Source organism: Fibrella aestuarina BUZ 2 (assembly GCF_000331105.1).
Lineage (GTDB): Bacteria > Bacteroidota > Bacteroidia > Cytophagales > Spirosomataceae > Fibrella > Fibrella aestuarina.
In genome coordinates this window covers 5,694,816-5,720,548 of record NC_020054.1, presented here as the reverse complement: position 1 = coordinate 5,720,548, position 25,733 = coordinate 5,694,816, and the positions used below count along the sequence as shown (strand labels likewise).

Sequence of the window (25,733 nt, the reverse complement as noted above, 5' to 3'; positions counted from 1 at the left end):
AACCCGCTCTTGTTCCGTCTGACTGGACTCAGTCTGCTGAAGGGCGATTAGCTAGTCGTTGTATTCCCCCCTCTCCTTAATTTAAGGAGAGGGGCCGGGGGTGAGGTCACAACCTATGCTTGTTGAACAACTCTATACCGGCTGCCTGGCACAAGGCGCCTATTATATCGAAAGTGAAGGTGAAGCGGCCATCATAGACCCGCTGCGGGAGACTACGCCCTACGTGCGGAAAGCCGAGCAGGCGGGCGCGCAGATCAAGTACATTTTCGAGACGCACTTTCACGCCGACTTCGTGTCGGGGCACCTCGATCTGGCCCGTAAAACCGGCGCGCAGATCGTCTACGGCCCCAATGCCAACACCGCCTATCCGGTGCATCATGCAAAAGACGGCGAGGTGTTTCAACTGGGTAAGGTACAGATCAAGGTGTTGCACACGCCCGGTCATACGCTCGAATCGACAACGTACCTGCTGCTCGATGAAACAGGGCGCGAACACGCCATTTTTACCGGCGACACGCTCTTTATCGGCGACGTGGGTCGGCCCGATCTGGCGATCAAAGGCGACCTCACCGAGCAGGATTTGGCGGGTATGCTCTACGATAGCCTGCACACCAAAATTTTGCCCCTGCCCGACGATGTGATTGTGTATCCGGCGCACGGGGCAGGCTCGGCCTGCGGGAAGAACATGAGCAAGGAAACCACCGACCGGCTGGGCAATCAGAAGCGGTTCAACTACGCGCTGCGGGCGGGCTCGAAGGCCGAATTCATCGAACAGGTGCTTAACGGCCTGACGCAGGCCCCGGCCTATTTTGCCGAAAATGCCCGGCTCAATAAAGAAGGATACGAATCGCTCGACCGGGTGCTGCAACGGGGTAGTCAGGCGCTATCGCCCGCCGCGTTTGAAGCCGCCGTCAACGAAGTCGGGGCGCTGGTGCTCGATGTGCGCGAAGCCGCTGAGTTTGCCAACGGCTTCATCCCCAACAGCATCAATATCGGCCTGAACGGGCAATTTGCTCCCTGGGTTGGTGCGCTGATTCCCGATCTGAAACAGCCCATCGCGCTGGTAACGCCCGTCGGGCTAGAGAACGAGACGATCGTGCGGCTGGCGCGGGTTGGCTACGATCAGTGCATCGGCTATCTCGATGGGGGCTTTGCCGCCTGGCAGGCAGCGGGCCACGAAGTAGACACCGTCGAGTCGATCTCAGCGGATGAATTTGCCCGGCGTTTGGCCGAGCAGCCCGGTGCGCTCATTGTTGACGTTCGGAAACCCGTCGAATTTGAGGCCGAACACGTAGCCGATGCCGAGAATATGCCCCTTGATAACCTGAACGACCACTTAGCGCGGTTGCCACGTACCCAGCCGGTGTATGTGCATTGCGCGGGCGGTTACCGGTCGATGGTGGCCAACTCCATGCTGAAAGCGCGTGGCTTCGACAATGTCGTAAACGTGGAAGGCGGCATGGGCGCCATTAAAAAGACCAACATACCTGTCGTGACTACGCAGTCAGCGCATTAGTCTATTGGTGGGCGTAGGCTTGCTTCATTTGCCCCCCGGATGCTCGTCCATGCCAAGCCGGGGGAGCGGTGGGTTGAGTAGCTTAGGTAAAACCTTGACCCGGAAAACCCGCGCCCCGGCTACGTCGAAGTCACAACTGTAGAACCCGCGTTCCTTCACGCCCCGGTATACGGCCGTGTAATTGACTTTGGCGGGCCAGCCGTTAAGCGCCAGTTCGCCCATAATGGCATCGACTGCCTTGCGCAGGTTGGAAAAAAAGACGACCGTTGGTTCGCGTTGCCGTACGGTGTTGAGTGAGCCAATGGGTAATACGGTGACTTCGTAGATGGTAAGAGCCTGACTGCGCATAATCCACTCAATCTAGGGTAAGAGTCAGCGAGTTGACGATAAATTATCAAACTATTTTTCTGTTGATGGTAAAATAGTGCCAAAAAAGCCCGCTGCCAGTACTGGCAGCGGGCTTTTTGCATGTATACCAAAGTTAGTATGCGCTATCGGTACAGTTAGCGATACGTAACCGCCTCAACCGCCGCCAGTGTCCGCTTCACGTTGGGCAGAATGGCTTCGATGAGGGTAGGTGCGTAGGGGAGGGGTAAGTCGAGGCTGTTGACCCGAACCACTGGCGCGTCGAGGTAATCAAACGCGTGGCGTTGGATGTGGTAGGTTAGCTCCGACGAGATCGCCGCCAGCGGCCAGGCTTCTTCCACAATCACACAACGATTGGTTTTCTTCACCGAATTGATAATCGTGGCGTAGTCGATGGGGCGCACCGTCCGGAGGTCGATCACCTCGGCATTCACCCCATTTTTAGCCAGTTCTTCGGCCGCCGCCAGCGCCACTTTCATGATCTTGCCAAACGACACAATGGTCACGTCGGTGCCTTCCCGCACTACGTTGGCCTGCCCAATGGGGATAAGGTACTCTTCTTCAGGCACCTGTCCTTTGTCGCCATACATCAGCTCCGACTCCATGAAAATAACGGGGTCGTTGTCGCGGATCGAGCTTTTCAGCAACCCTTTGGCGTCGTAGGGGTTCGACGGAACCACCACTTTCAGGCCCGGCGTATTGGCAAACCAGTTCTCGAAGTTTTGCGAGTGCTGGCTCGACAGCATGCCCGCGTTGCCGGTTGGACCACGGAACACGATGGGGCACGAGTACTGGCCACCCGACATCGACATCACTTTCGCCGCCGAGTTGATCACCTGATCGATGGCAACGAGCGAGAAGTTGAAGGTCATGAATTCGATGATGGGGCGCAGGCCGTTGATGGCCGACCCGACACCGATACCCGCAAAGCCTAACTCGGCGATGGGCGTGTCGATGACGCGCTCCGCCCCGAACTCGTCGAGCATACCCTGACTGACTTTATAAGCTCCGTTGTATTCGGCTACTTCTTCGCCCATCAGGTAGACCTTCGGGTCAAGGCGCATTTCTTCCGACATGGCCTCACGTAGGGCTTCGCGGAATTGTATTTCTCTCATGGAACTGTGCGTTGAAAGCTGCTTACGAACCGAACGACAGTTAGCAACAGCCGTTCAGAAGACGGGGCAAAATTAGACAAGGATAGCCAGAGTGGCAACGCTCATTGCGACAGATGCCCCACCCCGCCATTCGTTGAGTCGGCTGATTCTGATCCGGCTTACCGGTCGTTTGGTGCGTTATGGATCGTTCACCCCCGTCGGCAGGAAGGGGCCGTGCTGCTTCGTTGTTGACTTAGTTGGGATTTTGGTAAGCTTGTGCTACATATTTCTGTAAATTTATGCCTTCGTACGTGCAGCGAATGGTCTGGTTTTTGGTGCCAGCTACGTCAACTAGTCTACAAATCAACGGCTGACAACTTATGAATGTGTTAAACCGGTCTGTGGGTAAAACGGCGGTACTCGAAACGGCCAATACCGGCTCCAATCGGCTCCGATTATATGAGCGGTATGGGGCTGTAGCGCACGGGGTTATCCTAAAAATTGTGCCAAATCCGCAACAGGCACAGGACGTGCTGATCGAGGTATTTGCCGCGCCGGAATTACAGGCCGATCTACCGTTTTCGGCCAGTACTACCTGCACCATCATCCGGCTCGCCAGAAAGAAGGCGCTTGAGTACAGGCAAAACCGGCAGTTACCCACCCACAAGACAACGGAAGCGGCTCAACAAGCCGAACATATCTTTAACCTGCTCTTCTACCACAATCAGTCGCCTGAATCCATTGCCGAAGGGCTACAGATTCAGCGCCCGACGGTGTTTCGGGCTGTTCGCGAATTTTTCGGTTTTTCTCCTTCCCACAAATCCTACTGACTGTGAAAAATTACCAGTACATGACTGATGGCTTGCTGGAGGCTTACCTGCTCGGCGTGCTGTCTGAGGCTGAACGGGAGGAAGCACGGCAACTGTTTGCTACTGATCCGGACGTAATGGCTCAACTGGACGAACTGGAGCTAGCTATGGAAGCGCATTTTCTGGAAAGCGCCGTGCCCCCGCCCCCCAGTGTCGGTTTGGCGTTGCAGGAGCGGCTGTTCGGCTCGGAACTGAAAAAATGGGAACCGGAAACGACCCAGGCACCCCCGCCCCCCGAGCCCGAACCCAGTCGTTCGCCCTACATAGACGTAGAGGTCAGCGACACGTACCTGCGCGTACACAAATACTGGCGGGCGGCCTTTATCGCAGTGTTTGTGCTGTCGAAAATATTCCTGGTCTTCGGGCTCTATCAGTACTTCAAAGCCAACAGCCTGGAACAGGAAATTCTCCGCCTCAAAGCGAGCCAGCAGACCGTAGCGCCTTCAAAAGCGCCCTGATAAACCTATACCTGGGCGGTCCGTTTCGGAGCGTTAAAGATCTGATATTCAGGAAGATAAGCGATTTATTCAACGGCGTAGTAGCGCCGGCTATGCTCGAAAAAGCCATTGTCCAGCGCCACAAAGAGACTGGTGAACACCGTCAGGCTGACGAGAAAGACACCTACGTAGAGCATGCCTTTCTTCCGCAACGAGAAGAGGTAGGCGCCTATCGCTAGTAAAGCCAGAAATAGCGCAACCGATCCCAAAAACGGGTTCAGGCCAGTAATGAATGCATGGTACAGCGCTAGGAGGATGCCACCGAAGAAAGCCCGCAAACTGGCTTGTACGTAAGGGTGCATGATGAATAGAGGTGTGTATTAGCGCTGAATCTATCGGGATAGCGGAAGGTAAGCTGTAGACAGTCAATGCGTTACTCAAATGCGCCGGGTATTAACCGGGCCGTTTTCCAGGTTGAGCACGCCGCGGGGGCAAACCGCCGAGCAGATACCGCAGCCCACGCACGACGATCGCACAATGTCCTGCCCACGTTGCGCATAAGCCCGCACGTCGATGCCCATTTCGCAGTAGGTCGAGCAGTTGCCGCAGGAGATGCACTGCCCGCCGTTGGTGGTGATGCGGAACCGCGATTTAAACCGCTGCACCAGCCCCAGATACGCCGCCAGTGGGCAGCCAAACCGGCACCAGACGCGGTTGCCCATCAGCGGATAAAAACCCGTACCGACTACCCCCGCGAAGATGGAGCCGATCAGGAACCCGTACGTTTTGCGCACCGTATACGAATCCAGAAAGCCAAACAGTGCCGATTGCCCCGATAGGTAGCTATACAACACAAGCGCGGTCATCACCACGGCAAAGACCAGTACGCCATGCACCAGCACCCGCTCGATCTTCCAGGCTTTTAAGGATTTGTCGGACAGGTGGCGGTAGGGGTCACCCAGCGTTTCGGCCAGTCCGCCGCAGCCGCACACCCACGAGCAATACCAGCGCTTGCCCACGAAATAGGTGATTACCGGCACCCCCACGGCCGAGAGGCCCGTGCCCCACACAAACATGAAAATGCCCAGCGTGCCGGCCTGTAGTTTGGCCTTGATTTCGTAGTCGAAAAAGAAGTCGTAGTCGAGTGGCCAGATGCTCTTCAGATCCTGATACGGCGCGTTGAGCAGGCTCATCAGCTCGGGAATGAGGAAGGCAAAAAACAACTGAAACGCCATTACCGAGTAGGTGCGGTACTGCTGGTAGCGGCTGTGGCGGTAGTTGATAAGCATCCGGACGCCCATCACCAGCACGATCGCCGTATACAGAAAGCCATACAGAAACCACCGGCTGGCGGGGCCACCGTTTAGCGCCCGGCTGATAGGATCGACCAGCGCGGTCCAGTTGGTGAGGTATTCGGGGTAAAAATACAGCAGGATGTAAAACCCGATCAGGAACGTACCCAGCGCGATACCGATCCAACCGCGATGCGTGGCGGGGTGGCGCACCAGCCCGTCGTTGCGGATGCCCGGCTGATCGTTGAGGCGGGGTAACGCATATAGCAGCCCGCCCAGTATCGCCAGCCCGATACTCAGCCAGAACCACAGCCCGGCGGCCTCCATGGGCCCGCCGATTGTCGAGCGTTTGACCAGGTCAAATAAGTACTCGTCGTAGATAACGGCTTTCCAGTTTTGCTTGGCCTGTTGGGACGAATTGTAGCTGTCGATGGCCCCACGCAGGTCGCTGATAAAGCGTAGGTTCGAGCTATAGTCGCGGCCCAGCAACGGGGCCAGTGATGTTTTCAGCGCCACCTGATGCTCGGGCTTCAGCGTTTGCCGAACCACCTCGTCGGTCAGCCGGAACGTACCCAGTGTGAGCGTGTAGAGCCAGACGGCAAAACCAAACAGAAACAGGCCAAGGCCAAGCGGGCGAAGGAACGATGGGTAGCGCATGGGGTGAATGTACAATGAACGATGTAGAATGAACAATGTACGAGGCATAATGGCTTGGCGATTGGTCGTGTGATGCCTGCCTTCGTCATGGGTACGTTGCTATCGTGCATTGTTTATCATACAGGCTACATCACCCATTGTTCATTGTACATTGTCCATTAACTTTCCCGCATGTCCATCACGTTTATCGGTGCGGGGAATGTTGCCTGGCACCTGGCCCCCGCGTTAGAAAACATCGGCCATTATGTCGTTGCGGTCTACAGCCGACAACTCACCCACGCCCGGCAGCTCGCCAGCATCCTCTACGATGCCCGGCCCGTTTCCGACCTCAACATGGCCGACAACTCGTCGGATCTGTTTATCCTGTCGGTGCCCGACGACGCCATCGACGAGGTGTGCTCGCGGCTGGTGCTGCCCGAAGGAGCCACGCTCATTCATACCTCGGGCGGGCAATCGTTGGCGAAACTGCGGCACCTGATGGACGTGTACAGCGACGTACCGGTGCATACCGGCGTTTTTTATCCGTTACAGACGTTTACGCGGGGCCGGAATCTGCTCGATTTCGAACAAATCCCGATCTGCATCGAAGCCGACAACAAAGACACCGAAACGCAACTGGTTACGATGGGGCAGGCCGTCAGCACCATCGTTTATCTGGTCAGTTCGGCCGAGCGGCGGGTGTTGCATGTAGCGGCGGTGCTGGCCTGTAATTTCAGCAACCACCTGATGGCGCTGGCCAACGACATCACGAGCGCCGAAGACCTCGAGTTTGACCTGCTGAAACCCCTGATCCGCGAAACCGTGCGGAAAGCCCTCGACGCCGACCATCCTGCCGACGTACAAACCGGCCCCGCCCGGCGGCACGACAGGCAGGTGATCGATGCCCACCTAACGTACCTGAGCGACCGGCCGCAGGTAGCCCAGCTTTATAAGCTGTTGACAGCAAGCATCGAAGCCCGCTACTAAGCCAATGGCCTGTTCGCATACCGGTAAACAAAAGCCTGGGCGCTTGCTTAACCTAGCTGGCTACCCAACCGCATCCGTGCCGTCATGATTTCGGAGTAGTTTTAGCAGGCATTCACCCTTTCACTTACCTTTACTGCCCTTGTTTTACCCGTTTTAACACAATTCTGCATGAAAATTACCGTAGTAGGAGCCGGTGCCGTTGGGGCGACCTGCGCCGATAACATCATCCGCCGTGAACTGGCCGAGGAGGTCGTACTGCTCGACATTAAGGAAGGACTGAGCGAAGGCAAAGCCCTCGACATGTTTCAGACCGCCACACTCTGCGGATTTGATACCAAGATCACCGGGAGCACCAACGACTACAGCAAAACGGCTGGCTCGGGTGTGGTGGTCATCACGTCGGGGATTCCGCGCAAGCCGGGCATGACCCGCGAAGAACTCATCGGCACCAACGCCAACATCGTAAAAGGCGTAACCGAGAATATCCTGCAACACTCGCCCGATGCGATCATCATCATCGTGTCGAACCCGATGGACACCATGACCCAACTGACGCTGCAAACGTCGGGTCTGCCCAAAAACCGGATCATCGGCATGGGCGGTATCCTCGATTCGGCCCGGTTCAAGACGTACCTGTCGCTGGCGATGGACTGCCCGCCCAACGATATCCACGGCACGGTAATCGGCGGCCACGGCGACACGACCATGATCCCGCTGACGCGCCTGGCTACCCGCAACGGTGTGCCCGTGAGCCAATTCCTCGATGAGGCCACGCTCCAGAAAGTAGCCGCCGACACCATGGTGGGCGGTGCCACGCTGACGAAGCTCATCGGTACGTCGGCCTGGTATGCACCCGGCGCGGCGGTGGCCGAACTGGTGGAGAGCATCGTGCGCGATCAGAAACACATTTTCCCCTGCTGCGTGGCCCTCAACGGCGAATACGGTCAGTCAGATATCTGCCTGGGCGTACCCGTGGTGATCGGCAAAAACGGCTGGGAAGAAATTATCGATTACAAACTGAATGAGGAAGAGCAGGCTGCCTTTGCCAAATCGGCCGACGCCGTCCGCAGCATGAACTCGGTGTTGTAATGAATAATGCACAATGTATGATGTACAATGGTTTCGCGATCGCCATCAGCGCAGGAGGCGAGCATTGTACATCGTGCATTATACATTATTCATTATAACCATTTTTCCCGTTGCCTCAGAGGCATGATGTAGAATAAGGACCCAAACTGCTTTGTGGATTGTGAACTTGTTTCATCATAGGTTAGTAATCGCAAAATACGTCGGTCTATGGCCGACGTATTTTTTGTTGCGTGGCCTGATGAGGCCGTTCTTTGTGTTTTCTCGCTAAACCCTTTTTCTTGCTCAATATGCAAAAACTGATGCTTTCGGCCGCGGTGCTAAGTCTGCTCTGGACCGCTGCCTGCCAATCTTCAACCAAAAAAGCAGATACTGAAATGGCTAATACCCCGGCTGCCGGTACGCCCGAAACCGATTCGACCACGGCGGATACCAGCGCCATCAACTACGCCCTGCCCGATCCTAAGGCCTTCGACGGCACCATCGAGGGCAAGAAAACGGCCCTTTATATCCTCAAAGGCGATAAAATTCAGGTGGCCATCACCAATTACGGTGCCCGCATCGTCAGCCTGATTGCCCCCGACAAAGACGGCAAACCCGTCGACGTAGCGCTTGGGTTCAGCAATATCAGCGACTACGAAAAGCCGGGTGCGGCCTTCTTCGGGCCGGTTGTCGGGCGCTTCGGAAACCGGATTGGTAAGGCTACGTTTACGCTCGATGGCAAGACCTACAAGACAGAGCAGAACAACAACGGCAACACGCTGCACGGCGGACCGAGCGGCTTCCATAGCCATGTCTGGGATGCCAAGCAGATCGACGACAAAACGCTCCAACTAACGTACCTGTCGAAAGACGGCGAGGGCGGGTTCCCCGGTAACCTCACCACCACCGTTACCTATTCGATTGTTGACGGCAACGCGCTGAAGCTGGACTATAAAGCCACGACTGACAAGGCGACGCCCGTCAACCCGACGAGCCACGGCTTTTTCAACCTGAACGGCGAAGGCAGCGGCACCATCAACAACCACGTGCTGATGATCGATGCCGACCGGTACTCGGTGGTCGACAAAGGGCTGATTCCGCAGGGAGAGCCGCAGCCGGTGGCCGGTACGCCCTTCGATTTCCGGAAGCCCACGCCCATTGGCGCGCGGGTCGATACGCCGAACAATGAGCAACTAAAATTCGCGGGTGGCTACGACCACAACTGGGTGCTAAACACGAAAGTGGGCACGCTGGCCAAAATTGCGGAAGTCACGGGCGACAAATCGGGCATCAAGATGACGATCATGACGACCGAGCCCGCCATCCAGTTCTACGGGGGTAACTTCTTCAACGGGAAAGACAAAGGCAAATACGGCCGGGCCATCAACCTGCGCGAAGCGCTGGCGCTCGAAACGCAGCACTACCCCGATTCGCCTAACCACCCCACGTACCCAAACACCATCCTGAAGCCGGGGCAGACCTACACCCAAACGACGGTGTACGCCTTCGGCCAGTAACCAACATCTGTAGAGACGCATTCCTATGCGTCTCTACGTGTTTTTGCTTCTATGAAAGCACTTTACTTTTTGCTGCTTCCCATAACGCTGATCGCACAGCCGAAACCGCAGCAGTTTTCGCCCAATGCGCTGCCCGCTACGCACGGTTTTTCGGCGGAACGGCTCAAGCGCGTCGACGCGGTGTTGCAGGGATTTGTCGATGAGGGAATCGCCCCGAATGCCGTCGCGTTTGTGGCGCGCAATGGGCAGGTGGTGCTGCACAAAGCCTATGGCTACAGCAACCTTGAAAAAAAGACGCCCGCCCGAACATCCGACATCTACCGCATTGCGTCGCAGAGCAAGGCCATCACCACCACCACCCTGATGACGCTCTTCGAGGAAGGTAAATTCCTGCTCGACGACCCCATCTCGACCTATATTCCGGCGTTCAAAAACCCCACGGTGCTGGTCAGCTACGACAAAAACGACCCCGCCAAAGGCAACTACGAAACCCGACCGGCCAAATCGGAGATCACGATTCGGCAACTGCTGGCACACAACGCCGGTATTCCCTATGAACACCCGCTCGATGGGCGCGTCGAGTTTCGGGTGCCGTTTTTCGGCTCGAAAGACCCCGATAAGCTGGAAGACGTGGTCAACCGGCTGGCTAAACGGCCGTTGTTGAAAGATCCCGGCGACGGCTTCACCTACGGCCTCAACACCGACATCATCGGGAGGCTGGTCGAGATTTTGTCGGGCCAACCGCTCGACGTGGCGATGCGCAAACGCGTACTCGATCCGCTGGGCATGAACGACACCCATTTTTACCTGCCGCCCGGTCAGGTGGGTCGGCTGGTGGAGCTGTATTCGAAGACCACCGACGGGCCGCTGATCGTGAACCCCAACGATACGTACCGCACCTTTTCGGTGTCGGGGGCCAAAACGTATTTCTCCGGCGGGGCGGGGCTGGTGGGTACCGTCGAAGACTACGCCCGCTTCTGCCAAATGCTGCTCAACGGTGGCTCGTTCAACGGCAAACGCATTCTGGGGCGCAAAACCGTGGAGATGATGCTGCGCAATCAGCTGGGCGATGCCAACGTCTGGGACCGGCAGGATAAGTTTGGGCTGGGCCTGCAACTCATCACGCCTAACAGCCATTACGGCGATCAGGCCACGCCCGGTTCCTACACCTGGGGCGGCATGTATTGCTCCGAATACACCATTGACCCCACCGAAAACCTCGTGATGCTGGTCTTCACCAATGTGCACCCTTACGCGTATTATTCCGATTTCGTTCGTAAGTTTCGCATTGCCGTCTATCAGGCACTCGATTAACCTATCATCAATGAAACTTACCATTACCACCAAAATCGTCATCGGCTTTGTGCTGGGCGTTTTGATCGGCCAAATCCTGCACAGCACCTACGATGCCGACGCGGCAGCCGCCATCGGGCAAAAATTCCAGATCGTCAGCAAGGTGTTTCTCAAGCTCATCAAGATGATCATCGGCCCGCTCGTGTTCTCAACGCTGGTGGTGGGGATTGCCAAACTCGGTGATTTTAAAGTCGTTGGCCGGATCGGTATCAAAACGCTGGGTTACTTTTATTTTGCCACCATCCTGTCGCTGATCATTGGGCTGGTGGTCGTCAACATCACCAAGCCGGGCTCCATTCAGAGCTGGCCACGGCCGGCCGCCGGTACGTCGGTGGGCATTGAAGGCAAAAAGCTCAACTCAATCGAAGAATTCATCCTGCACATCTTTCCCGACTCGGCGTTTCGGGCGCTGGCCGAGAACGAAATCCTGCAAATCGTGGTGTTTTCGCTCTTTTTCGGCGTGGCGCTGGGCGCCATTGGCGACAAAGGCAAGAGTATTACTAAAGCCCTCGATGCCCTTAGTGAGCTGGTGTTCAAGATGGTGGGGTACGTGATGCAGCTGGCCCCGTTTGCCGTACTGGGCGCGATGGCGGCCGTCGTGGCGTCGAAAGGCCTGAGCATCCTCGTCTCGTATGCCTACCTGCTACTGTGCTTCTACGGCGGGCTGCTGTTCTTCGTGTTTGTGGTGCTGTTCGCCATCTGCACGTTCATGAAAATCCCGTTCTTCCGGCTGCTGAAGGTGATGAAAGACGCCCTGCTGCTCTCGTTCAGTACGGCGTCGTCGGAGGCGTCGCTGCCGCAGCAGATCAAGGTGCTGGAAAACTTCGGCGTCTCCAACCGCATCATCGGCTTTGTGCTGCCGCTGGGCTATTCGTTCAACCTCGACGGCTCGATGATGTACATGACCTTTGCCACGGGTTTTCTGGCGCAGGCCTACGGCGTGCCGCTGTCGCTCGAACAGCAGGTGCTGATGCTGCTCACGCTGATGGTCACCTCCAAAGGCATTGCGGGCGTACCGCGTGCGTCGCTGGTGGTCATCGCCGGCACGATGGCGCTGTTCGACCTGCCCACCGAAGGGCTGGCACTCATCCTGGGCATCGACCCCTTCCTCGACATGGGGCGTTCGGCCACGTCGGTGATGGGTAATGCTGTGGCAACCACCGTGGTCGCCAAGTGGGAAAACGAACTCGACCTCAACCACGTACCTGTGTTGCAGGAAGAATAGCGTAGAGATCGGGTAACGTACCTGAAGCCTGCCTCGGCATCGAGGCAGGTTTTTTTATGAGCCCGCACGGCCTGCGAACGGTTTGCGTAGCCTCTGCTAACGTTTGGGAAAGAATAGTTCAGGATAAGGCCCGTTTCGGTAGCAACGGCGCAAACCATTTTCCCCAACAAACGATTACCCAATCAACAAGATCACAGTTGATCATCCAACTCCATGAACGCTCATATCGACAGCCTGAACACCGCCCTGGCGCCAGTACGGCAACGCTTGTTGACTCACCCCATCTACCAGGCCGTGCAGGATCTCGACGGCCTGCGCGACCTGACCAAATACCACGCCTTTGCCGTGTGGGATTTTATGTCGCTGCTGAAAGCCCTGCAACGCGACCTGACCTGCGTAACGGTACCCTGGATGCCCGTGGGCTCCGGCACCACCCGCTACCTGATTAACGAGATCGTGACGGGCGAAGAAAGCGACGAAATGCCCGCGTGGCTCGGTGACCCCAACGACCGGATCAGCCACTTCGAACTCTACCGGCTGGCGATGCAGCAGATGGGCGCTGAACCCACGCTGATCGATGGTTTCCTGGATCAGTTGCGGCGGGGGACGTCGGTGGAGGCCGCCCTGCAAGCGACCGACCTGCCAGAGGGCGTTCGGCGGTTCGTGGCGTTTACCTTCGAGGCCATTGCCACCCAACAGCCGCACATCATGGCGTCGATTTTTACGTTTGGGCGTGAAGACCTCATCCCCGACATGTTTCTGGAATTCGTGCAACGGATGGACGAAGCCGCGCCCGGCCCGCTCAAAACGTTCCGCTATTACCTGGAGCGCCACATCGAGGTCGACGGCGACCACCACAGCCACCTGGCCATGCAGATGGTGAGCGAACTGTGCGGCGATGAGTCGGGGCGCTGGCAGGAAGCCACCGATTGGGCTATCCGGTCCATCGAAGCCCGCATCGGCCTATGGGATGCCTGCCTGGCTCATTATAGCGAACTCACTGCGAGCCATTGATAACGAAGTAAGTATACGCTTAGGTAGTTACCTACCGCTTAACAAATAAGCAACAAAGCGAACAATAGAATTGGCCAGGGAGGCGGGCAATCGGCGTATGTTTATGCGAAATTGCCCGCCTCCCTGTGCGTTTATTGGTCATCATATCGTCGATTAGTGGCTGGCTGGCCACAACTGAGCTTGCCTTCGGGCAGGTGGCCGAGTTGCGGCGGATCGATAGCCTGCGCACGTTGTATAGCCGCCCGGTTGGCCCGAGGCATGCCGAACTAGCCATCCGCCTGTCAGATGCGCTGCTGTACAGCCACGTAACGCAGGCCCGTGACTATGCGCTACAGGGATTGGCCTTGCTGAAACGCTTTCCCAACGATACGCTCCACCTGATCGCCATCAATAACCTGGCGGGGGCCTATTCGACGATGGGGCAGACACACCGCGCCGATTCATGTTTCAAAGTGGGCGTTCAACTGGCCAAAACCCAGCACAACAATGACAAGCTGGTGAGGATGCTGATGAACCTGGCCCTCACCTACGTCGACGAAGGGCGCAACGCCGAAGCCCTGCCCATGATGCGCGAAGCCCTCGCGCGCGCCGCTGGTCCCGAGCAGGATGATATCCGGCCGTTGATCGTCAATAACCTGGGTATGCTCTATGACAATCTGGGCAACTACGGGCAGGCGCTGAGCCATTACCACCGGGCCCTGCGCGAAGCCGATCGGCAAAACGACCAGAACGTGATGGGGCTGGCCGAGGGGAACATCGCCAACATCTATTCGCAACTCGACAATCCGCAGCGGGCCATTCAGATGCTCAGGAAGGCCGCTGGTCATTTTATGGCGTCCAACGATCCGCAGTCGACTAATTTGTGCCGATTGATGATTGCTGGGAACTACCTCGACATGAACCGGCCCGATTCGGCGCAGCCGCTTGCCAACTGGGGCTTACGCGAGGCCCGCAAAACCAACATGCAGACCCAGCTGGCCATGGCGCACGTGCTGATGGCCCGCTTGTGTCTGGTGAAACGGCAGGCTTTGCAGGCCGAGCGCCACGCCCGCCAGGCGCTGGCACTGGCCCGGCAGGAAAACGAAGGTATGCTGGCGCAATCGCTGATGTACCTGGCCAAGGCCACCAGTGCACTGGGTCGCAAGGATGTGGCGATTGGGCAGGCCCGCGATGCCGTAATGGCGGCTTTTCAGGCGCACAACAAAAACGAACGACGCGAAGCCAACACCATCCTGGCCGAGGTGCTGGAAGATGCCGGCCAGCCCGCCGAGGCGCTGGCTGTGCGCAAAGCCAACGAAGCCCTGAGCGACTCGCTCTACACGGCGGGCTTTCGTGATCAGTTTTCGTACCTGCAGGTAACCTACGAAACCGAAAAGAAAGAGCAGCGGATTGCCTTTCTGGACCGGGAGAATGAATTGCGTAAATGGCAGCTGCGGTGGCTGGTGGCCGGGTTGCTGCTGGTGGTGGGGTTGCTGGCGGTGGTATGGGCGCTGTACCGACTCAAACAGCGCGACGCCCGGCGGATTCAGCGCCAGAAAGAGCAGATCGAACGCCAGTCGGACCAACTGACGCTGCTCATGCGCGAACTGCACCACCGCGTGAAAAACAACCTGCAAATCGTGTCGAGTCTGCTGAGTCTGCAATCGGGGCGGCTCACCGATCAACAGGCGCGGGCGGCGGTGCGCGAGGGGCAGAGCCGGGTCGAAGCCATGTCGATGTTACATCAACGCCTCTACACCAACGACGACGTAACGGCCATTAACTTCAGCAATTACGTGACCGATCTGGTCGAAAACCTGATGACGACCTACGGCTACCGGCCCGACGACTTCGACCTGACGCTCGACATTACGCAACAACGGCTCGATACCGACACGGCCATTCCGCTCGGGTTGATTATTAATGAGCTAATCACAAATTCGTTTAAATATGCCTACCGTACCGTCGACCGGCCGGCGCTGACCGTGCGGCTGGAGACCATCGATCCGCCAATACTGGGCGCTGGCCGACCCGCGCAGTTGCGGCTGACGGTGCAGGACAACGGACCGGGCCTGCCCGACGGCCATCCGAGTCTGTTTCGCACCGAGGCGATGCTGGTAGATATGGGTACGTTGCCCGGCGAGGTTACGGCTACGGTGCCACCCGCCATTCGATCAAAAACGTTCGGGATGCAGCTGGTGCAGTCGCTCACAAAGCAGCTGCGGGCCACCTGCCAGTTCCGATCGGGCAACGGGCTGGTGTTTCAGCTCGACATGCCCTTTCATTTCGTTTAGCTTACCCTATGAATGCGATTTCTATATTGATTGTGGAAGACGAGGCGATCCTGGCGATGGACCTTGCCCAACGGCTGTCCGATCTGGGGTATACTGTTGTCGATACCGTCGACAATGGCCCGCAGGCCCTGGGCATCGTAAAACAAATGACCGTCGATCTGGTGCTGTTCGATATCAACATCAAAGGTGAGTGGGACGGTATCGAGTCGGCGCGGCGGTTGCGGCAGTTGCAGCCCATCCCGTTTATCTTCCTGACAGCCCTCACCGACGGCCCCACCATCGAGCGCGCCCGGCAGGTGTCGCCTTCGGCCTACATTACCAAGCCCTTCAACGACCTCAATCTGCGCATCGCCATCGATCTGGCGATTCACAATTTTGCCTTGCAAAAATCGGCGCTGTCGCCGGGGCACGTTACCAGCGAAGCCAGCGAGGCGATGCTGAAAAACGAAACGCTGCTGCTGGTGAAAGATCATTTCTTTATCAAGCAGAACTACCGGTTCGTGAAGTTTCGGCTCGACGATGTACTGTTCCTGCAATCGGAAGGCAACTACACCGACATCGTGACGCGCGACCTGAAATACACGCTGCGCGAGGTGCTCAGCAAGGTAATCGAGAAAATGCAGAGCCCCGAAATCTGCCGCATTCACCGCTCCTACGCCGTCAATACGCGCCACATCGACAGCTTCAGCGAAGGCGAGGTGATCGTGGGTAAACACGCCCTGCCGATTGGCCGGTCGTACCGCGACGAATTCATGAAAGGGTTTGAGTTTATGTAGCGGCGCGGAAGCCGTATCTTTGGCTATGCTGAAGAAAGACCGTTTCCGCTTCCTGATCGACTACTTTACCACGCACTTCCCCACCGCCGAAACCGAACTACACTTCAGTAATCCGTATGAGTTGTTGGTGGCGGTAATCCTGTCGGCGCAGTGTACCGATAAGCGCATCAACCAGATTTCGCCCGCTCTGTTTGCCCGTTTTCCCGAGCCCGAGTCGCTGGCGGCAGCCTCTGTCGAGGAGGTGTTTAGCTACATCCGCTCGGTGTCGTATCCAAACAACAAAGCGAAGCATCTGGTCGGCATGGCCCGGCTCCTGATGAGTGAATTTGGCGGTGAAATTCCCGCGACGGTGGCCGAGTTACAACGGCTGCCCGGTGTGGGGCGCAAGACGGCCAACGTGATTGTGTCGGTGGTCTACAACCAACCGGCGATGGCGGTCGATACGCACGTGTTTCGGGTATCGCACCGGCTTGGGCTGGTGCCCAGAACGGCCACTACGCCACTGGCCGTTGAGAAAAGCCTGATGGCCCACATCCCGACGGCACTGGTGCCCCGGTTTCACCACTGGCTGATCCTGCACGGCCGCTACGTGTGCATAGCCCGCTCACCCAAATGCGCCGAGTGTGCCCTTAAACCCGTCTGTAAGTACTACGAAAAAGAATGTATTATGAACGATGTATAATGTACAATGGGGTTGATCTTACTCCATTGTACATTATACATCGTTCATTGGCCATTAAAACTGCTCCAGCCCGGAGAAGAAGAAGTTGCCTTCGATCTGCGCGTTTTCGTCGGAGTCAGAGCCGTGGATGGCGTTGGCTTCGATCGACTTGGCAAACAGCTTACGGATGGTGCCTTCTTCGGCCTGCGCGGGGTTGGTGGCCCCGATGAGCTTCCGGAAATCGGTCACGGCGTTTTCTTTCTCCAAAATCATCGGCACGATAGCCCCCGACGACATGTAGTTTTTCAGGTCGTTGTAGAACGGCCGCTCGCTGTGGACGGCGTAGAATTCGCCGGCACGCTCAGGCGTGAGCCGGGTTTTTTTGATCGCTACGATGCGGAAGCCCGCTTCCTCGATCAGTTTCGTAATGGCACCCGTGTGGCCCTCGGCAACGGCGTCGGGCTTAATCATGGTGAATGTGCGGTTTGTCGTCATTGATGCGTGAGCAACGTTTATTTGGCCGCAAAAGTACGGCGAATTTGGCGGGAAATTTGCGCTTACTCAGAAGTCGCCCCTAACCAGCGACTTTGTATACCAACGTTTGGGTCCGTCTTCGTTTAGCTGGAAAAGCGTACCTTTACCGGTACAATCCTCGCTGTCTCGCCGATTTCCCGGATTAACCGAATGGAGTTTATTGCTGCTGATCTTGCGGCCTATGCCGATGCCCATACCTCGCCCGAAAGCGAGACGCTTCGTCGGCTCAACCGCGATACCCACGCCCATGTGCTCCGGCCCCGCATGCTCTCCGGGCATATACAGGGGCGTTTTTTAGCCATGATTGCCCAGATGATCCGCCCGCGCCGGGTGCTAGAGATCGGGACCTACACGGGCTATTCGGCCCTCTGCCTCGCCGAAGGCCTCGCGCCCGACGGTCGGCTGATCACACTCGACAACAACGAAGAACTGGCCGATTTTGCGCGTAGCTACTGGCAGACAACACCCTGGGCCGCGCAGATCGAACTGCGCCTTGGGCAGGCTGCGGCGCTGATTCCGGCACTCGATGAGGTGTTCGATCTGGTCTTTATAGACGCCGATAAAGAAAACTACGCGCTTTACTACGACCTCGTTTTCGATAAGGTGCGCCCCGGCGGGTTTATCCTGGCCGACAACGTGCTGTGGAGCGGTAAAGTGGTGCAGCCTGTGAAAACATCCGATCGGGATACGCAGGCGGTGCTGGCCTTTAATCAGAAAATTCACCATGATGACCGTGTCGAGAACGTCCTGTTGCCCGTGCGCGACGGTCTGTTACTCGTTCGTAAGCGGTAGCCTATACCCTATGAAAAATCGCTTTGTCTACCTGATTGTCTTTGTTGGCTTACTGTGGCCGGGTCTACCGGGGGTTACATTTGGCCAGTCGGCGCCGATGACGCCGCCCAACGCACCTGACCAGGTGCAGTTTGCTGACCTGACCGTTCGGTTTGAACCCAACGCCCGCCGCCTGGTGCAGCAGGACATCAACGCCCTGATGGTGAACCGCCAGTATTGGGATGCCAAACTCGACCGGGCGCAGCTTTACTTCCCGATTATCGAAAGTGTGCTGCTGGGTGAGTCCATTCCCACGGATTTTAAATACCTGGCCCTACAGGAAAGCTCCCTCACGCCCGATGCCGTGTCGTCGTCGCAGGCGGTGGGCTTCTGGCAGTTTAAGCGCGAAACCGCCGGGGATTATGGCCTGCAGGTGAACGAAGAAGTCGACGAACGCAAAAACATCACCGCCTCGACCCGCGCTGCCGCCCGCTACCTGCGCCGCAGCAACGGCATGTATAACAACTGGGTATCGGCGCTGTTCTCGTTCTACCTGGGCACGGGCGGCATCAGCCAGCTGGTCTCGCCCGACTGGGCCAACGCCAAAGACATCACGCTCGACGGCCGCACCGATCGGTACATTCTGCGCTTTTTTGCCCATAAGATTGCCGTCGAATATGCCTTCAAAACGCACCAGTCGACCTCGACCTTCTCGCTCATCGAGTACCCCAATGCGGGTGGCAAAACCATCGATGGGCTGGCCGCTGAACTGAACCTCAATCCCGCCGACATACGTACCTACAACCGCTGGCTGCTGATCGACCACGTACCCACGTCGGGCAATCACGTGCTGACCATCCCGACGCCCAATAGCCAGATCAACGACCTGCGCCAGCGCATTGCCCAAACCTCCAACCAGCCCCTCAAGAACGTAGCGGCGGATGATGTGGGCTTCCCGGTCTTGCGGAAGGTAACCACCACGGCGCGCTCGGCCGATGACCCGATTCTGTACGAGATCAACGGGTTGCCGGGGATCCAGGCGCAGGCGGGCGACAACCCCGGTTCGCTCGCCCGCAAAGCCAAGATCAGCCTGTCGAGTTTCCTGCGGTATAACGAACTCACCGACCGCGATCTGGTCACGACGGGCGAGGTGTATTACCTGGCCAAAAAATACAAGAAAGCACTGGTACCTTTCCACACGGCCCGCGCCGACGAGTCGATGCGCAGCATCTCGCAACGCTACGGAATTCGGCTGAAGAAGCTGCTGAAATACAACCGGATGGACCGGGTGCAAAAACTACAGGTCGGGCGCGTGCTGTGGTTGCGGGAGAAACGCCCGGCCAAAACGCCCGTCGAGATTATCAACGGCCCCACGCCGCCCGTGTATGACCCTACGCCGGCTACGCCTTCAACCACCCCCACGCAACCCGTAGCCAGCAACGGCCAGATTCCGCGCAACGCCTCGGAACGGCGTCGCTACCAGCCCAAACTGATTGGCAGCGCCACGCCGTCGGCAACGCCTGCCGACCAGCCGACTACGGACGTCGCTGCGGCTCCGAAACCGACCGCCAGTACACCGCGCACGGCTACGCCCACGCCCACCCTGACGGTGCCACCCATGGTCGCCGACGTACCCAGCAGCCAACCCGCCGAAGTAACCTTGCCGCGCTCGGATGCCGGTTCGCCCCAGCGGACCATCATCGTACGGTCGGAAGGGGAGCCGCTGCGGGAGCGCACCACGCCAGCCCGTACCGATGTAGCCGGGGCAGGCAGTACCGCCTCGCCAGAACCGGTAGCCACTACGGTGCCAAAACGCCGCCCGGCCGAGACAGACCGCAGCAGTTCGACGCCAGCCAGCCAGAGTGGCAACGTACCTGACGAGCCCATCAGCCGCCCGAAGCCCACGAGCTACCCCGATACGCCCGACCCTGAGCTAAGCCGGACCGCGCAGACTAAGCCACGCCAGTCGTCGCCCCAGGTTTTACCGCAGACACCAATCAGCGAGCGCGACGCTACGCCGACCCAAGGCCGGGAAGGCAGTGTGCCGCCGTTGCCGCCCATGACCCGGCCGCGCACCGAAGCCGCCCCCAACAGCGGTGGCCGCACCATGACCCACACCGTCGAGGCCGGCCAGACGTATTACAGCATCTCGAAATACTACGGCGTAACGGTCGACGACCTCCTCGCCGCCAATTCGCTGTCGCTGGATAACAAACTGGCGGTAGGGCAGAAGCTGAGCGTTCGTAATGTGCAGCCGGGCTATCCGGTGGGCCAACCCGTAACGGTGACGCCGCCCCGGTCGACTACCACAACCACCACGACCGAAGAGCCGGAGGCACCCGTGACGCCACCCACCGGCCCCGTTTACCACGTTGTGGCCAAGGGCGAAACCCTCTATAGCATCAGCCGGCAGTACAGCGTAACGGTGGAGCAATTGGTGGAGTGGAATAAACTTCCCGATATGAATGCCCGCCTAGGCCAGAAACTAAAAGTTAGCGAGTAACTTCGGGTATGATTCTCATTGACCATACTGTCATCAGTGACGACGTTGCCGACCAGTTTTTTGTCTGCAACCTGGATAAATGCAAAGGAGCCTGCTGCGTCGAAGGCGACATGGGGGCTCCCCTCGAACGCGACGAACTAGCCAAACTGCGCGAAGTCTACCCTGAAGTGAAGCCCTACCTCTCGCCCGCCGGTGTGCAGGCGATCGAAGCGCAGGGCCTGTATGAGGCCGACGAAGACGGCGACTACGTGACCACCACCGTTGGCGGGCGCGAATGTGTGTACGCCATCTACGACGATCGGGGTATCTTGAAATGTGGCATCGAAGCGGCCTACAACGACGGGAAAATCAACTGGAAGAAGCCCATTTCGTGCCATTTGTACCCAATCCGGGTTACCAAATACGATGGCTACCACGCGCTCAACTACGATCGTTGGCCCATCTGCAAACCGGCCTGCGGCTTTGGTAAAGAGCTGAACGTACCTGTCTACAAATTTGTCCGCGAGGCACTCGTCAGAGCCTATGGGCAGGTCTGGTACGACAAGCTTGTAGCCGAAATAGAGGGCGAAGCCCGTTGAGCAAGGTCACGGAAAGACAAAAAGGAAAGGCAGCGATCAGTCGCTGCCTTTCCTTTTTAGGGTAAACTGGATAAAGAACGAAACGTACCTGAAGGCTACTTTTTCTTTTCTTTCTCGGCTTTTCGGGCCTGTTCGCGCTCATAGTCGAGGCGTTGGCGCTTATCGGCAAGAAGATTGCGGTAGAGGCCGTTCAGCACGTAAATGTCATCGACCTCGTCGATGAGCAGATGAAGTTGTTCGCGGATATGCTCGATTTTCATGGTCAAAGGCGGAAAGCGCGGGCGACTTTGACCATAACCACGTCCGTAAAAAAACGTTTCGCGCGAAACGCGCCATTTTCGTGAATATTGGCAACAATCTTGCGTAAAATCAGTAAACTTGTCATAAATGATCGTCACCCCGGCACAACTGCTATGAAACAATCGCTACTTCTTTGTTCTTTCTGTCTGATTGCCGCCGCCACTCAGGCTCAGGACATTTCTCAACGGACAACAGTTGAACGGACAATCTCAGCCGGTCAGGCGGTCGATGTACAGGCGTTTGAAGCGATCTCGGCCCGCAACGTAGTCGAGCGCTCCGGGACGGCTAGTTACACGGCGGGCAAAGCCATCACCCTCACGCCGGGGTTCGAGGCCCGCGCCGGTTCGGTCTTTCAGGCGACTATCGCCAATGTGACCGCTCCATCGTCGGAAGTGCGCCCAGAGTTGCTCGTGTCGGCTACGCCCAACCCCTTCCAGGAGCAGACGGTTATTGAATACACACTCCCCGAAGCCAGCACGGTAAAACACACCCTGACCGACGCCCGTGGTGGCATCATTCGCCAGAACCAGTCAGACGGTGTGCAGCCCGCTGGCAAACACCGCATCGGTGTGGAAGGCACGAACTTGTCGACGGGTATCTACCTGTATCAGATTCAGACAGGCAACCAGACGAAAACGATCCGCCTGCTGAAACAGTAATTTCTTTGTTGTGCAATAGTTGAGGTCCAGGGTTCAAGGTTTTATGCGGTAGCTAACTTTGAACTCTGGACCTCAAGCTTTTGGCTAGTAGTGCTGTAAAAGACTAAATAGACTCGTGTTGCATCGTGTGAAAATTCAGAGGCTAATAAGCTGGTACGATAAGAGCACTGAAGCTTTAGCAGGAGAAATAAACGTGGATCATATTCCGCTAACTAGCTTAAAAAAGTTGTTTGTCCCTCTCCCTAAAGATCCTTTACTGTACAATCCTTACGAAATTCGTCACTACTAGGCGAAGCGTTTGGCTAGTTTAGCCAGACTCCAATTTGATCTGGCTAAATTCAGCCATTATTTGGAATGCTTTCAGAAGTAGCTGACCACATACACGATCAAAAATGACTCTTCGCGAAGCACAGGATACCGTCGATCAATGGATCAAAACCGTTGGTGTACGCTATTTCAACGAACTGACCAATATGGCGATCCTCACCGAGGAAGTTGGCGAGCTGGCGCGCATTATGGCTCGTCGGTATGGTGAGCAGTCGGAGAAAGAATCGGATAAGAACCGTGATCTCGGCGACGAAATAGCCGACGTGCTCTGGGTGCTGATCTGCCTGGCCAACCAAACGGGCATCGACCTGACGGAGGCGCTGGCCAAGAACCTCGATAAGAAAAACATCCGGGACGCCACCCGGCATCTGGACAACGAAAAGCTTCGTTAGCGCGGCATCAGGCCGGTTGCTTTCGTTTCCAGTAAAAGTAGAAAGGCACGCCTGTCGCCATAAGCAAGAGGCCTACGCCCGCTTCGTAGGGACGGTTGATGAGCGTGTTGATCACCAGATAAGCGCAGAACGCGATAAACAAACCCGGCACGATAGGGTAGCCGATCACCCGGTAAGGCCGTTCGGTATCGGGCATGCGTTTGCGGAGGATGAACACGCCAACGGTGGTGGCCCCGTAGAAAATGAACGCCGCAAAAATGAGCATGTCGGTCAGCGTGTCGAATGATCCCGACAACACCATGAGCGTTGTCCAGGCGGCCTGAAGCAGCAACGAGCGCGATGGCGTCTGGAACGTAGGGTGGAGGTAATCGATACGGCTGAAGAACTGACCGTCTTTCGACATGGCGTAGAAGAGTCGCGACGCCATCAGGATAGTGATGCTGCAACAGTTGAAGGTCGTCACCAGCAGCAGACACGACAGCACCAGCGACCCTATTGAACCCGCCATGGTCCCCGCTACCGTCACGGCGGCAATGCTGTTGGGTTGGCCTTTGAGCGCAGCCAAATCACCCACCGGCACCACATACAGATACACCAGATTCATCAGCAGGTACAACACCATAATGGCCAGCGTACCGATGGTAAGCGCCCACGGCAAATTGCGGGATGGATTTTTGATCTCCCCACCAATATACCCGACCGTATTCCAGCCTTCATAGGGCCAAAAGGCGCTGAGGCAGGCCAGTGCCATGGCGCTCAGCAACGAGCTCCCCGACAAGCCCGTATCGATGGGTTGCAGGTTGGCCACGCTGCCAACCCCGGACACCAGACCCATGATGACAAAACCCACCATCACAATAACCATGATAGCGGTGAGCGCGCGACTGATGGCTTCGCCGGTGCGTAGGCCCCGGATATTGAACGCGGTTTGCCCCCAAACCAGCGCGATAGCCAACAGCTTAACGCTGCTATTTTCGAGCGGGTGCAGGCCCAGCAGCGAAAAATCGGCCCAGGCGGCGGGGGTAGCCGGTAGCGGAATCAGTGAATTGACCGATTGCGCAAAGACGTAGGCAATGGAGGCGATGGAAGCCGTACGGATAACGGCGAAGTTGGTCCAGCCGAAGAGAAAAGCGAAGAAGCGGTTATAAATGATGCGGAAGTAAACGTATTCGCCGCCTTCGCTGGCGAGCATACTGGCTACTTCGGCGTTGCTCAACGTACCGGCCAGACTCACCAGCCCGGCCAGCAACCAAGCCAGCAACACCAGCGTGGGCGAGCCCAGCTCGGCAGCCATGGGGACTACTTTTTTGAAGACCCCGGTGCCAACGACCGAGCTGATGACAAAAATGATGGCCGACGAAAGGCCAATCTTGGGCCGGTTGTCGAGCGATGTGGCAGTAGTCGGCGCGGAGGAAGCAGGTGTCAAGCGGAAAAAAGAGTCAAGGTCCAATGTCCAAGATAGCGAGGATCGTTGAACATTGGACCTTGATGACTAACTGCGCGCTTAATTTACCGCGTTCAATACGGTTTCTTTCAGGTCTTCCAGACCAGTTTGGGCCCGGTTTTTCAGCCGGTTGGCCTTGTACCGAAGGCGTGTTTCGTCGTAAGCGTTTTCAACGGGGCTGCGGTCGTTCCAGACTTTCAGCACAAACAAACCCGCAATAGCCAGCGCCGCGATGCCAAGGCTCAGCGCCACGTTCTGGGCAGTATGCGATTCTTCTTCGGCTTCGTTGATATCCTTCATATCCTGCCGCGATTGATTCGTTACGGCTGAGTCGGGCAGCAGGTGCGCCATCGCCACCGTGGCTTTGTTGGCCACTCCGTGTACAACTTTGTCTTTGCCACTCATCAAGGCCTCATAGCCGGTCTTTGCCACGTCGGCGGGCGATGTGTCGCGGGCTTTATCCTGCGCTTTGGTGTTCATCGCGCCGGCTTTGTTGAAAAAGTCGGTGTCGGTAGCGCCGGGCATCAGCACGGTCAGCGTCACATTGGTATCCTTGATCTCGTTGCGGAGTGCTTCCGAAAACGAATAAATGAACGACTTCGTAGCTCCGTAAACGGCCATCAATGGGTTGGGGACTACCGAGGCCACCGATCCCAGCATCAGAATCTTGCCTTCGTTGCGTTGCACCATGTCGCGCAGAAACAGCTTGGTCAGGCCCACCAGCGCCGATACGTTGATCCGGATGATGTCCATTTCCTTCTGCAAATCGGTTTCGGTCGCAAACTTGCCGTATTCACCCATACCGGCGTTGTTGACCAGCACATCGATCTGCACGCCCTTGCCGTTGATCTCGTCGTAGATCTGCTGCGGAGCCTGTTCGTCGGCCAGATTCTTGGCGATCTGCGTCACCTTTATACCATATTGTTGCTCGAGTCCATCAGCTACCTGCGACAGATTTTCGTCGCTACGGGCAACCAGGACGAGGTTATAGCCGTCTTTGGCGAAAAGGGTGGCGAGCTCGCGGCCAATACCGCTGGTGGCTCCTGTTACGAGAACTGTCTTGTCTACATGGGTGCCGGTCTGCTTTTCCATCGGTTGAGGTTTGTTTGGTTTCTCACCAAAAACAACCGGCTTAGTAGAG

25 protein-coding genes and 1 pseudogene are annotated in these 25,733 nt (G+C 57.1%); 18 read left to right on the top strand and 8 right to left on the bottom strand.

Annotation, left to right across the window (positions count from 1 at the left end):
* Positions 1-115 precede the first annotated feature (115 nt).
* Positions 116-1,516: an MBL fold metallo-hydrolase gene (locus FAES_RS23675; RefSeq protein ID WP_015333725.1), complete on the top strand. Its 1,401-nt coding sequence runs from the start codon at positions 116-118 to the stop codon at positions 1,514-1,516.
* Between the two features lie 24 nt (positions 1,517-1,540).
* On the opposite strand, the gene FAES_RS23670 is transcribed toward FAES_RS23675, so the two are convergent.
* Complete coding sequence (locus FAES_RS23670; protein ID WP_015333724.1) at positions 1,541-1,864, bottom strand: hypothetical protein; 324 nt, start codon at positions 1,862-1,864, stop codon at positions 1,541-1,543.
* A 155-nt stretch (positions 1,865-2,019) separates the two neighbouring features.
* A pseudogene (locus FAES_RS23665) lies at positions 2,020-3,012 on the bottom strand (pyruvate dehydrogenase complex E1 component subunit beta); the annotation flags it as partial.
* 344 nt (positions 3,013-3,356) lie between these two features.
* Here FAES_RS23665 and FAES_RS23660 point away from each other — a divergent pair.
* Both FAES_RS23660 and FAES_RS23655 read left to right on the top strand, forming a co-directional pair.
* Positions 3,357-3,806 carry a sigma-70 RNA polymerase sigma factor region 4 domain-containing protein gene (locus tag FAES_RS23660; protein ID WP_015333722.1) on the top strand — a complete coding sequence of 150 codons (450 nt, stop codon included), beginning with the start codon at positions 3,357-3,359 and terminating at the stop codon, positions 3,804-3,806.
* A 2-nt stretch (positions 3,807-3,808) separates the two neighbouring features.
* Positions 3,809-4,303, top strand: a complete 495-nt coding sequence (locus FAES_RS23655) for a hypothetical protein (RefSeq protein ID WP_041258335.1) — start codon at positions 3,809-3,811, stop codon at positions 4,301-4,303.
* A gap of 65 nt (positions 4,304-4,368) precedes the next feature.
* On the opposite strand, the gene FAES_RS23650 is transcribed toward FAES_RS23655, so the two are convergent.
* Both FAES_RS23650 and FAES_RS23645 read right to left on the bottom strand, forming a co-directional pair.
* Positions 4,369-4,644 carry a hypothetical protein gene (locus FAES_RS23650; protein ID WP_015333720.1) on the bottom strand — a complete coding sequence of 92 codons (276 nt, stop codon included), beginning with the start codon at positions 4,642-4,644 and terminating at the stop codon, positions 4,369-4,371.
* A 75-nt stretch (positions 4,645-4,719) separates the two neighbouring features.
* Positions 4,720-6,231: a 4Fe-4S binding protein gene (locus FAES_RS23645; RefSeq protein ID WP_041258334.1), complete on the bottom strand. Its 1,512-nt coding sequence runs from the start codon at positions 6,229-6,231 to the stop codon at positions 4,720-4,722.
* A 171-nt stretch (positions 6,232-6,402) separates the two neighbouring features.
* On the opposite strand from FAES_RS23645, the gene FAES_RS23640 reads away from it, so the two are divergent.
* The 9 genes from FAES_RS23640 to nth all read left to right on the top strand — a co-directional run bounded on the left by FAES_RS23640 (position 6,403) and on the right by nth (position 17,105).
* A complete protein-coding gene (locus FAES_RS23640) occupies positions 6,403-7,197 on the top strand; it encodes a Rossmann-like and DUF2520 domain-containing protein (RefSeq protein ID WP_015333717.1) in 795 nt (264 codons plus the stop codon).
* 168 nt (positions 7,198-7,365) lie between these two features.
* Positions 7,366-8,286 carry a malate dehydrogenase gene (gene mdh / locus FAES_RS23635; RefSeq protein ID WP_015333716.1) on the top strand — a complete coding sequence of 307 codons (921 nt, stop codon included), beginning with the start codon at positions 7,366-7,368 and terminating at the stop codon, positions 8,284-8,286.
* A gap of 374 nt (positions 8,287-8,660) precedes the next feature.
* Complete coding sequence (locus tag FAES_RS23630; protein WP_229364526.1) at positions 8,661-9,782, top strand: aldose epimerase family protein; 1,122 nt, start codon at positions 8,661-8,663, stop codon at positions 9,780-9,782.
* A gap of 51 nt (positions 9,783-9,833) precedes the next feature.
* A complete protein-coding gene (locus FAES_RS23625; protein WP_015333714.1) occupies positions 9,834-11,096 on the top strand; it encodes a serine hydrolase domain-containing protein in 1,263 nt (420 codons plus the stop codon).
* Positions 11,097-11,106: 10 nt separating this feature from the next.
* The gene (locus tag FAES_RS23620; protein WP_041258333.1) at positions 11,107-12,360 is read left to right on the top strand and encodes a dicarboxylate/amino acid:cation symporter; all 1,254 of its coding nucleotides are present in this window, start codon (positions 11,107-11,109) and stop codon (positions 12,358-12,360) included.
* A gap of 213 nt (positions 12,361-12,573) precedes the next feature.
* Positions 12,574-13,374, top strand: a complete 801-nt coding sequence (locus FAES_RS23615; RefSeq protein WP_015333712.1) for a DUF3050 domain-containing protein — start codon at positions 12,574-12,576, stop codon at positions 13,372-13,374.
* Positions 13,375-13,499: 125 nt separating this feature from the next.
* A complete protein-coding gene (locus tag FAES_RS29300; RefSeq protein WP_148289439.1) occupies positions 13,500-15,647 on the top strand; it encodes a tetratricopeptide repeat-containing sensor histidine kinase in 2,148 nt (715 codons plus the stop codon).
* Between the two features lie 8 nt (positions 15,648-15,655).
* Positions 15,656-16,423: a response regulator gene (locus FAES_RS23605; protein ID WP_015333710.1), complete on the top strand. Its 768-nt coding sequence runs from the start codon at positions 15,656-15,658 to the stop codon at positions 16,421-16,423.
* A 25-nt stretch (positions 16,424-16,448) separates the two neighbouring features.
* Complete coding sequence (gene nth / locus FAES_RS23600; protein ID WP_015333709.1) at positions 16,449-17,105, top strand: endonuclease III; 657 nt, start codon at positions 16,449-16,451, stop codon at positions 17,103-17,105.
* A 54-nt stretch (positions 17,106-17,159) separates the two neighbouring features.
* Here the strand turns inward: nth and FAES_RS23595 are convergent, their stop codons facing one another.
* Complete coding sequence (locus FAES_RS23595) at positions 17,160-17,579, bottom strand: nucleoside-diphosphate kinase (RefSeq protein WP_015333708.1); 420 nt, start codon at positions 17,577-17,579, stop codon at positions 17,160-17,162.
* Between the two features lie 189 nt (positions 17,580-17,768).
* Between FAES_RS23595 and FAES_RS23590 the strand changes: the two genes are divergently transcribed.
* From FAES_RS23590 to FAES_RS23580, 3 genes are read left to right on the top strand one after another with little or no spacing between them, the layout of a single operon-like run.
* The gene (locus FAES_RS23590; protein WP_015333707.1) at positions 17,769-18,410 is read left to right on the top strand and encodes an O-methyltransferase; all 642 of its coding nucleotides are present in this window, start codon (positions 17,769-17,771) and stop codon (positions 18,408-18,410) included.
* A 10-nt stretch (positions 18,411-18,420) separates the two neighbouring features.
* A complete protein-coding gene (locus tag FAES_RS23585; RefSeq protein ID WP_148289438.1) occupies positions 18,421-20,892 on the top strand; it encodes a LysM peptidoglycan-binding domain-containing protein in 2,472 nt (823 codons plus the stop codon).
* Positions 20,893-20,900: 8 nt separating this feature from the next.
* Positions 20,901-21,470, top strand: a complete 570-nt coding sequence (locus FAES_RS23580; RefSeq protein WP_015333705.1) for a DUF3109 family protein — start codon at positions 20,901-20,903, stop codon at positions 21,468-21,470.
* Between the two features lie 95 nt (positions 21,471-21,565).
* Here FAES_RS23580 and FAES_RS30535 read toward each other — a convergent pair whose 3' ends face one another.
* Complete coding sequence (locus FAES_RS30535; RefSeq protein WP_015333704.1) at positions 21,566-21,730, bottom strand: hypothetical protein; 165 nt, start codon at positions 21,728-21,730, stop codon at positions 21,566-21,568.
* 153 nt (positions 21,731-21,883) lie between these two features.
* Between FAES_RS30535 and FAES_RS23575 the strand changes: the two genes are divergently transcribed.
* The 3 genes from FAES_RS23575 to FAES_RS23570 all read left to right on the top strand — a co-directional run bounded on the left by FAES_RS23575 (position 21,884) and on the right by FAES_RS23570 (position 23,148).
* Positions 21,884-22,429 (top strand): T9SS type A sorting domain-containing protein, encoded by a 546-nt coding sequence (locus tag FAES_RS23575; RefSeq protein ID WP_015333703.1) that lies wholly within the window; start codon positions 21,884-21,886, stop codon positions 22,427-22,429.
* A gap of 115 nt (positions 22,430-22,544) precedes the next feature.
* Complete coding sequence (locus tag FAES_RS30875) at positions 22,545-22,718, top strand: DUF7683 domain-containing protein (RefSeq protein ID WP_445451870.1); 174 nt, start codon at positions 22,545-22,547, stop codon at positions 22,716-22,718.
* A gap of 103 nt (positions 22,719-22,821) precedes the next feature.
* Positions 22,822-23,148: a nucleotide pyrophosphohydrolase gene (locus FAES_RS23570; RefSeq protein ID WP_015333702.1), complete on the top strand. Its 327-nt coding sequence runs from the start codon at positions 22,822-22,824 to the stop codon at positions 23,146-23,148.
* A gap of 7 nt (positions 23,149-23,155) precedes the next feature.
* Here the strand turns inward: FAES_RS23570 and FAES_RS23565 are convergent, their stop codons facing one another.
* Both FAES_RS23565 and FAES_RS23560 read right to left on the bottom strand, forming a co-directional pair.
* Positions 23,156-24,574: an APC family permease gene (locus FAES_RS23565; RefSeq protein WP_015333701.1), complete on the bottom strand. Its 1,419-nt coding sequence runs from the start codon at positions 24,572-24,574 to the stop codon at positions 23,156-23,158.
* Positions 24,575-24,652: 78 nt separating this feature from the next.
* On the bottom strand, positions 24,653-25,684 hold the full coding sequence (locus FAES_RS23560) for an SDR family NAD(P)-dependent oxidoreductase (RefSeq protein WP_015333700.1): 1,032 nt from the start codon (positions 25,682-25,684) through the stop codon (positions 24,653-24,655).
* Between the last annotated feature and the right edge of the window lie 49 nt (positions 25,685-25,733).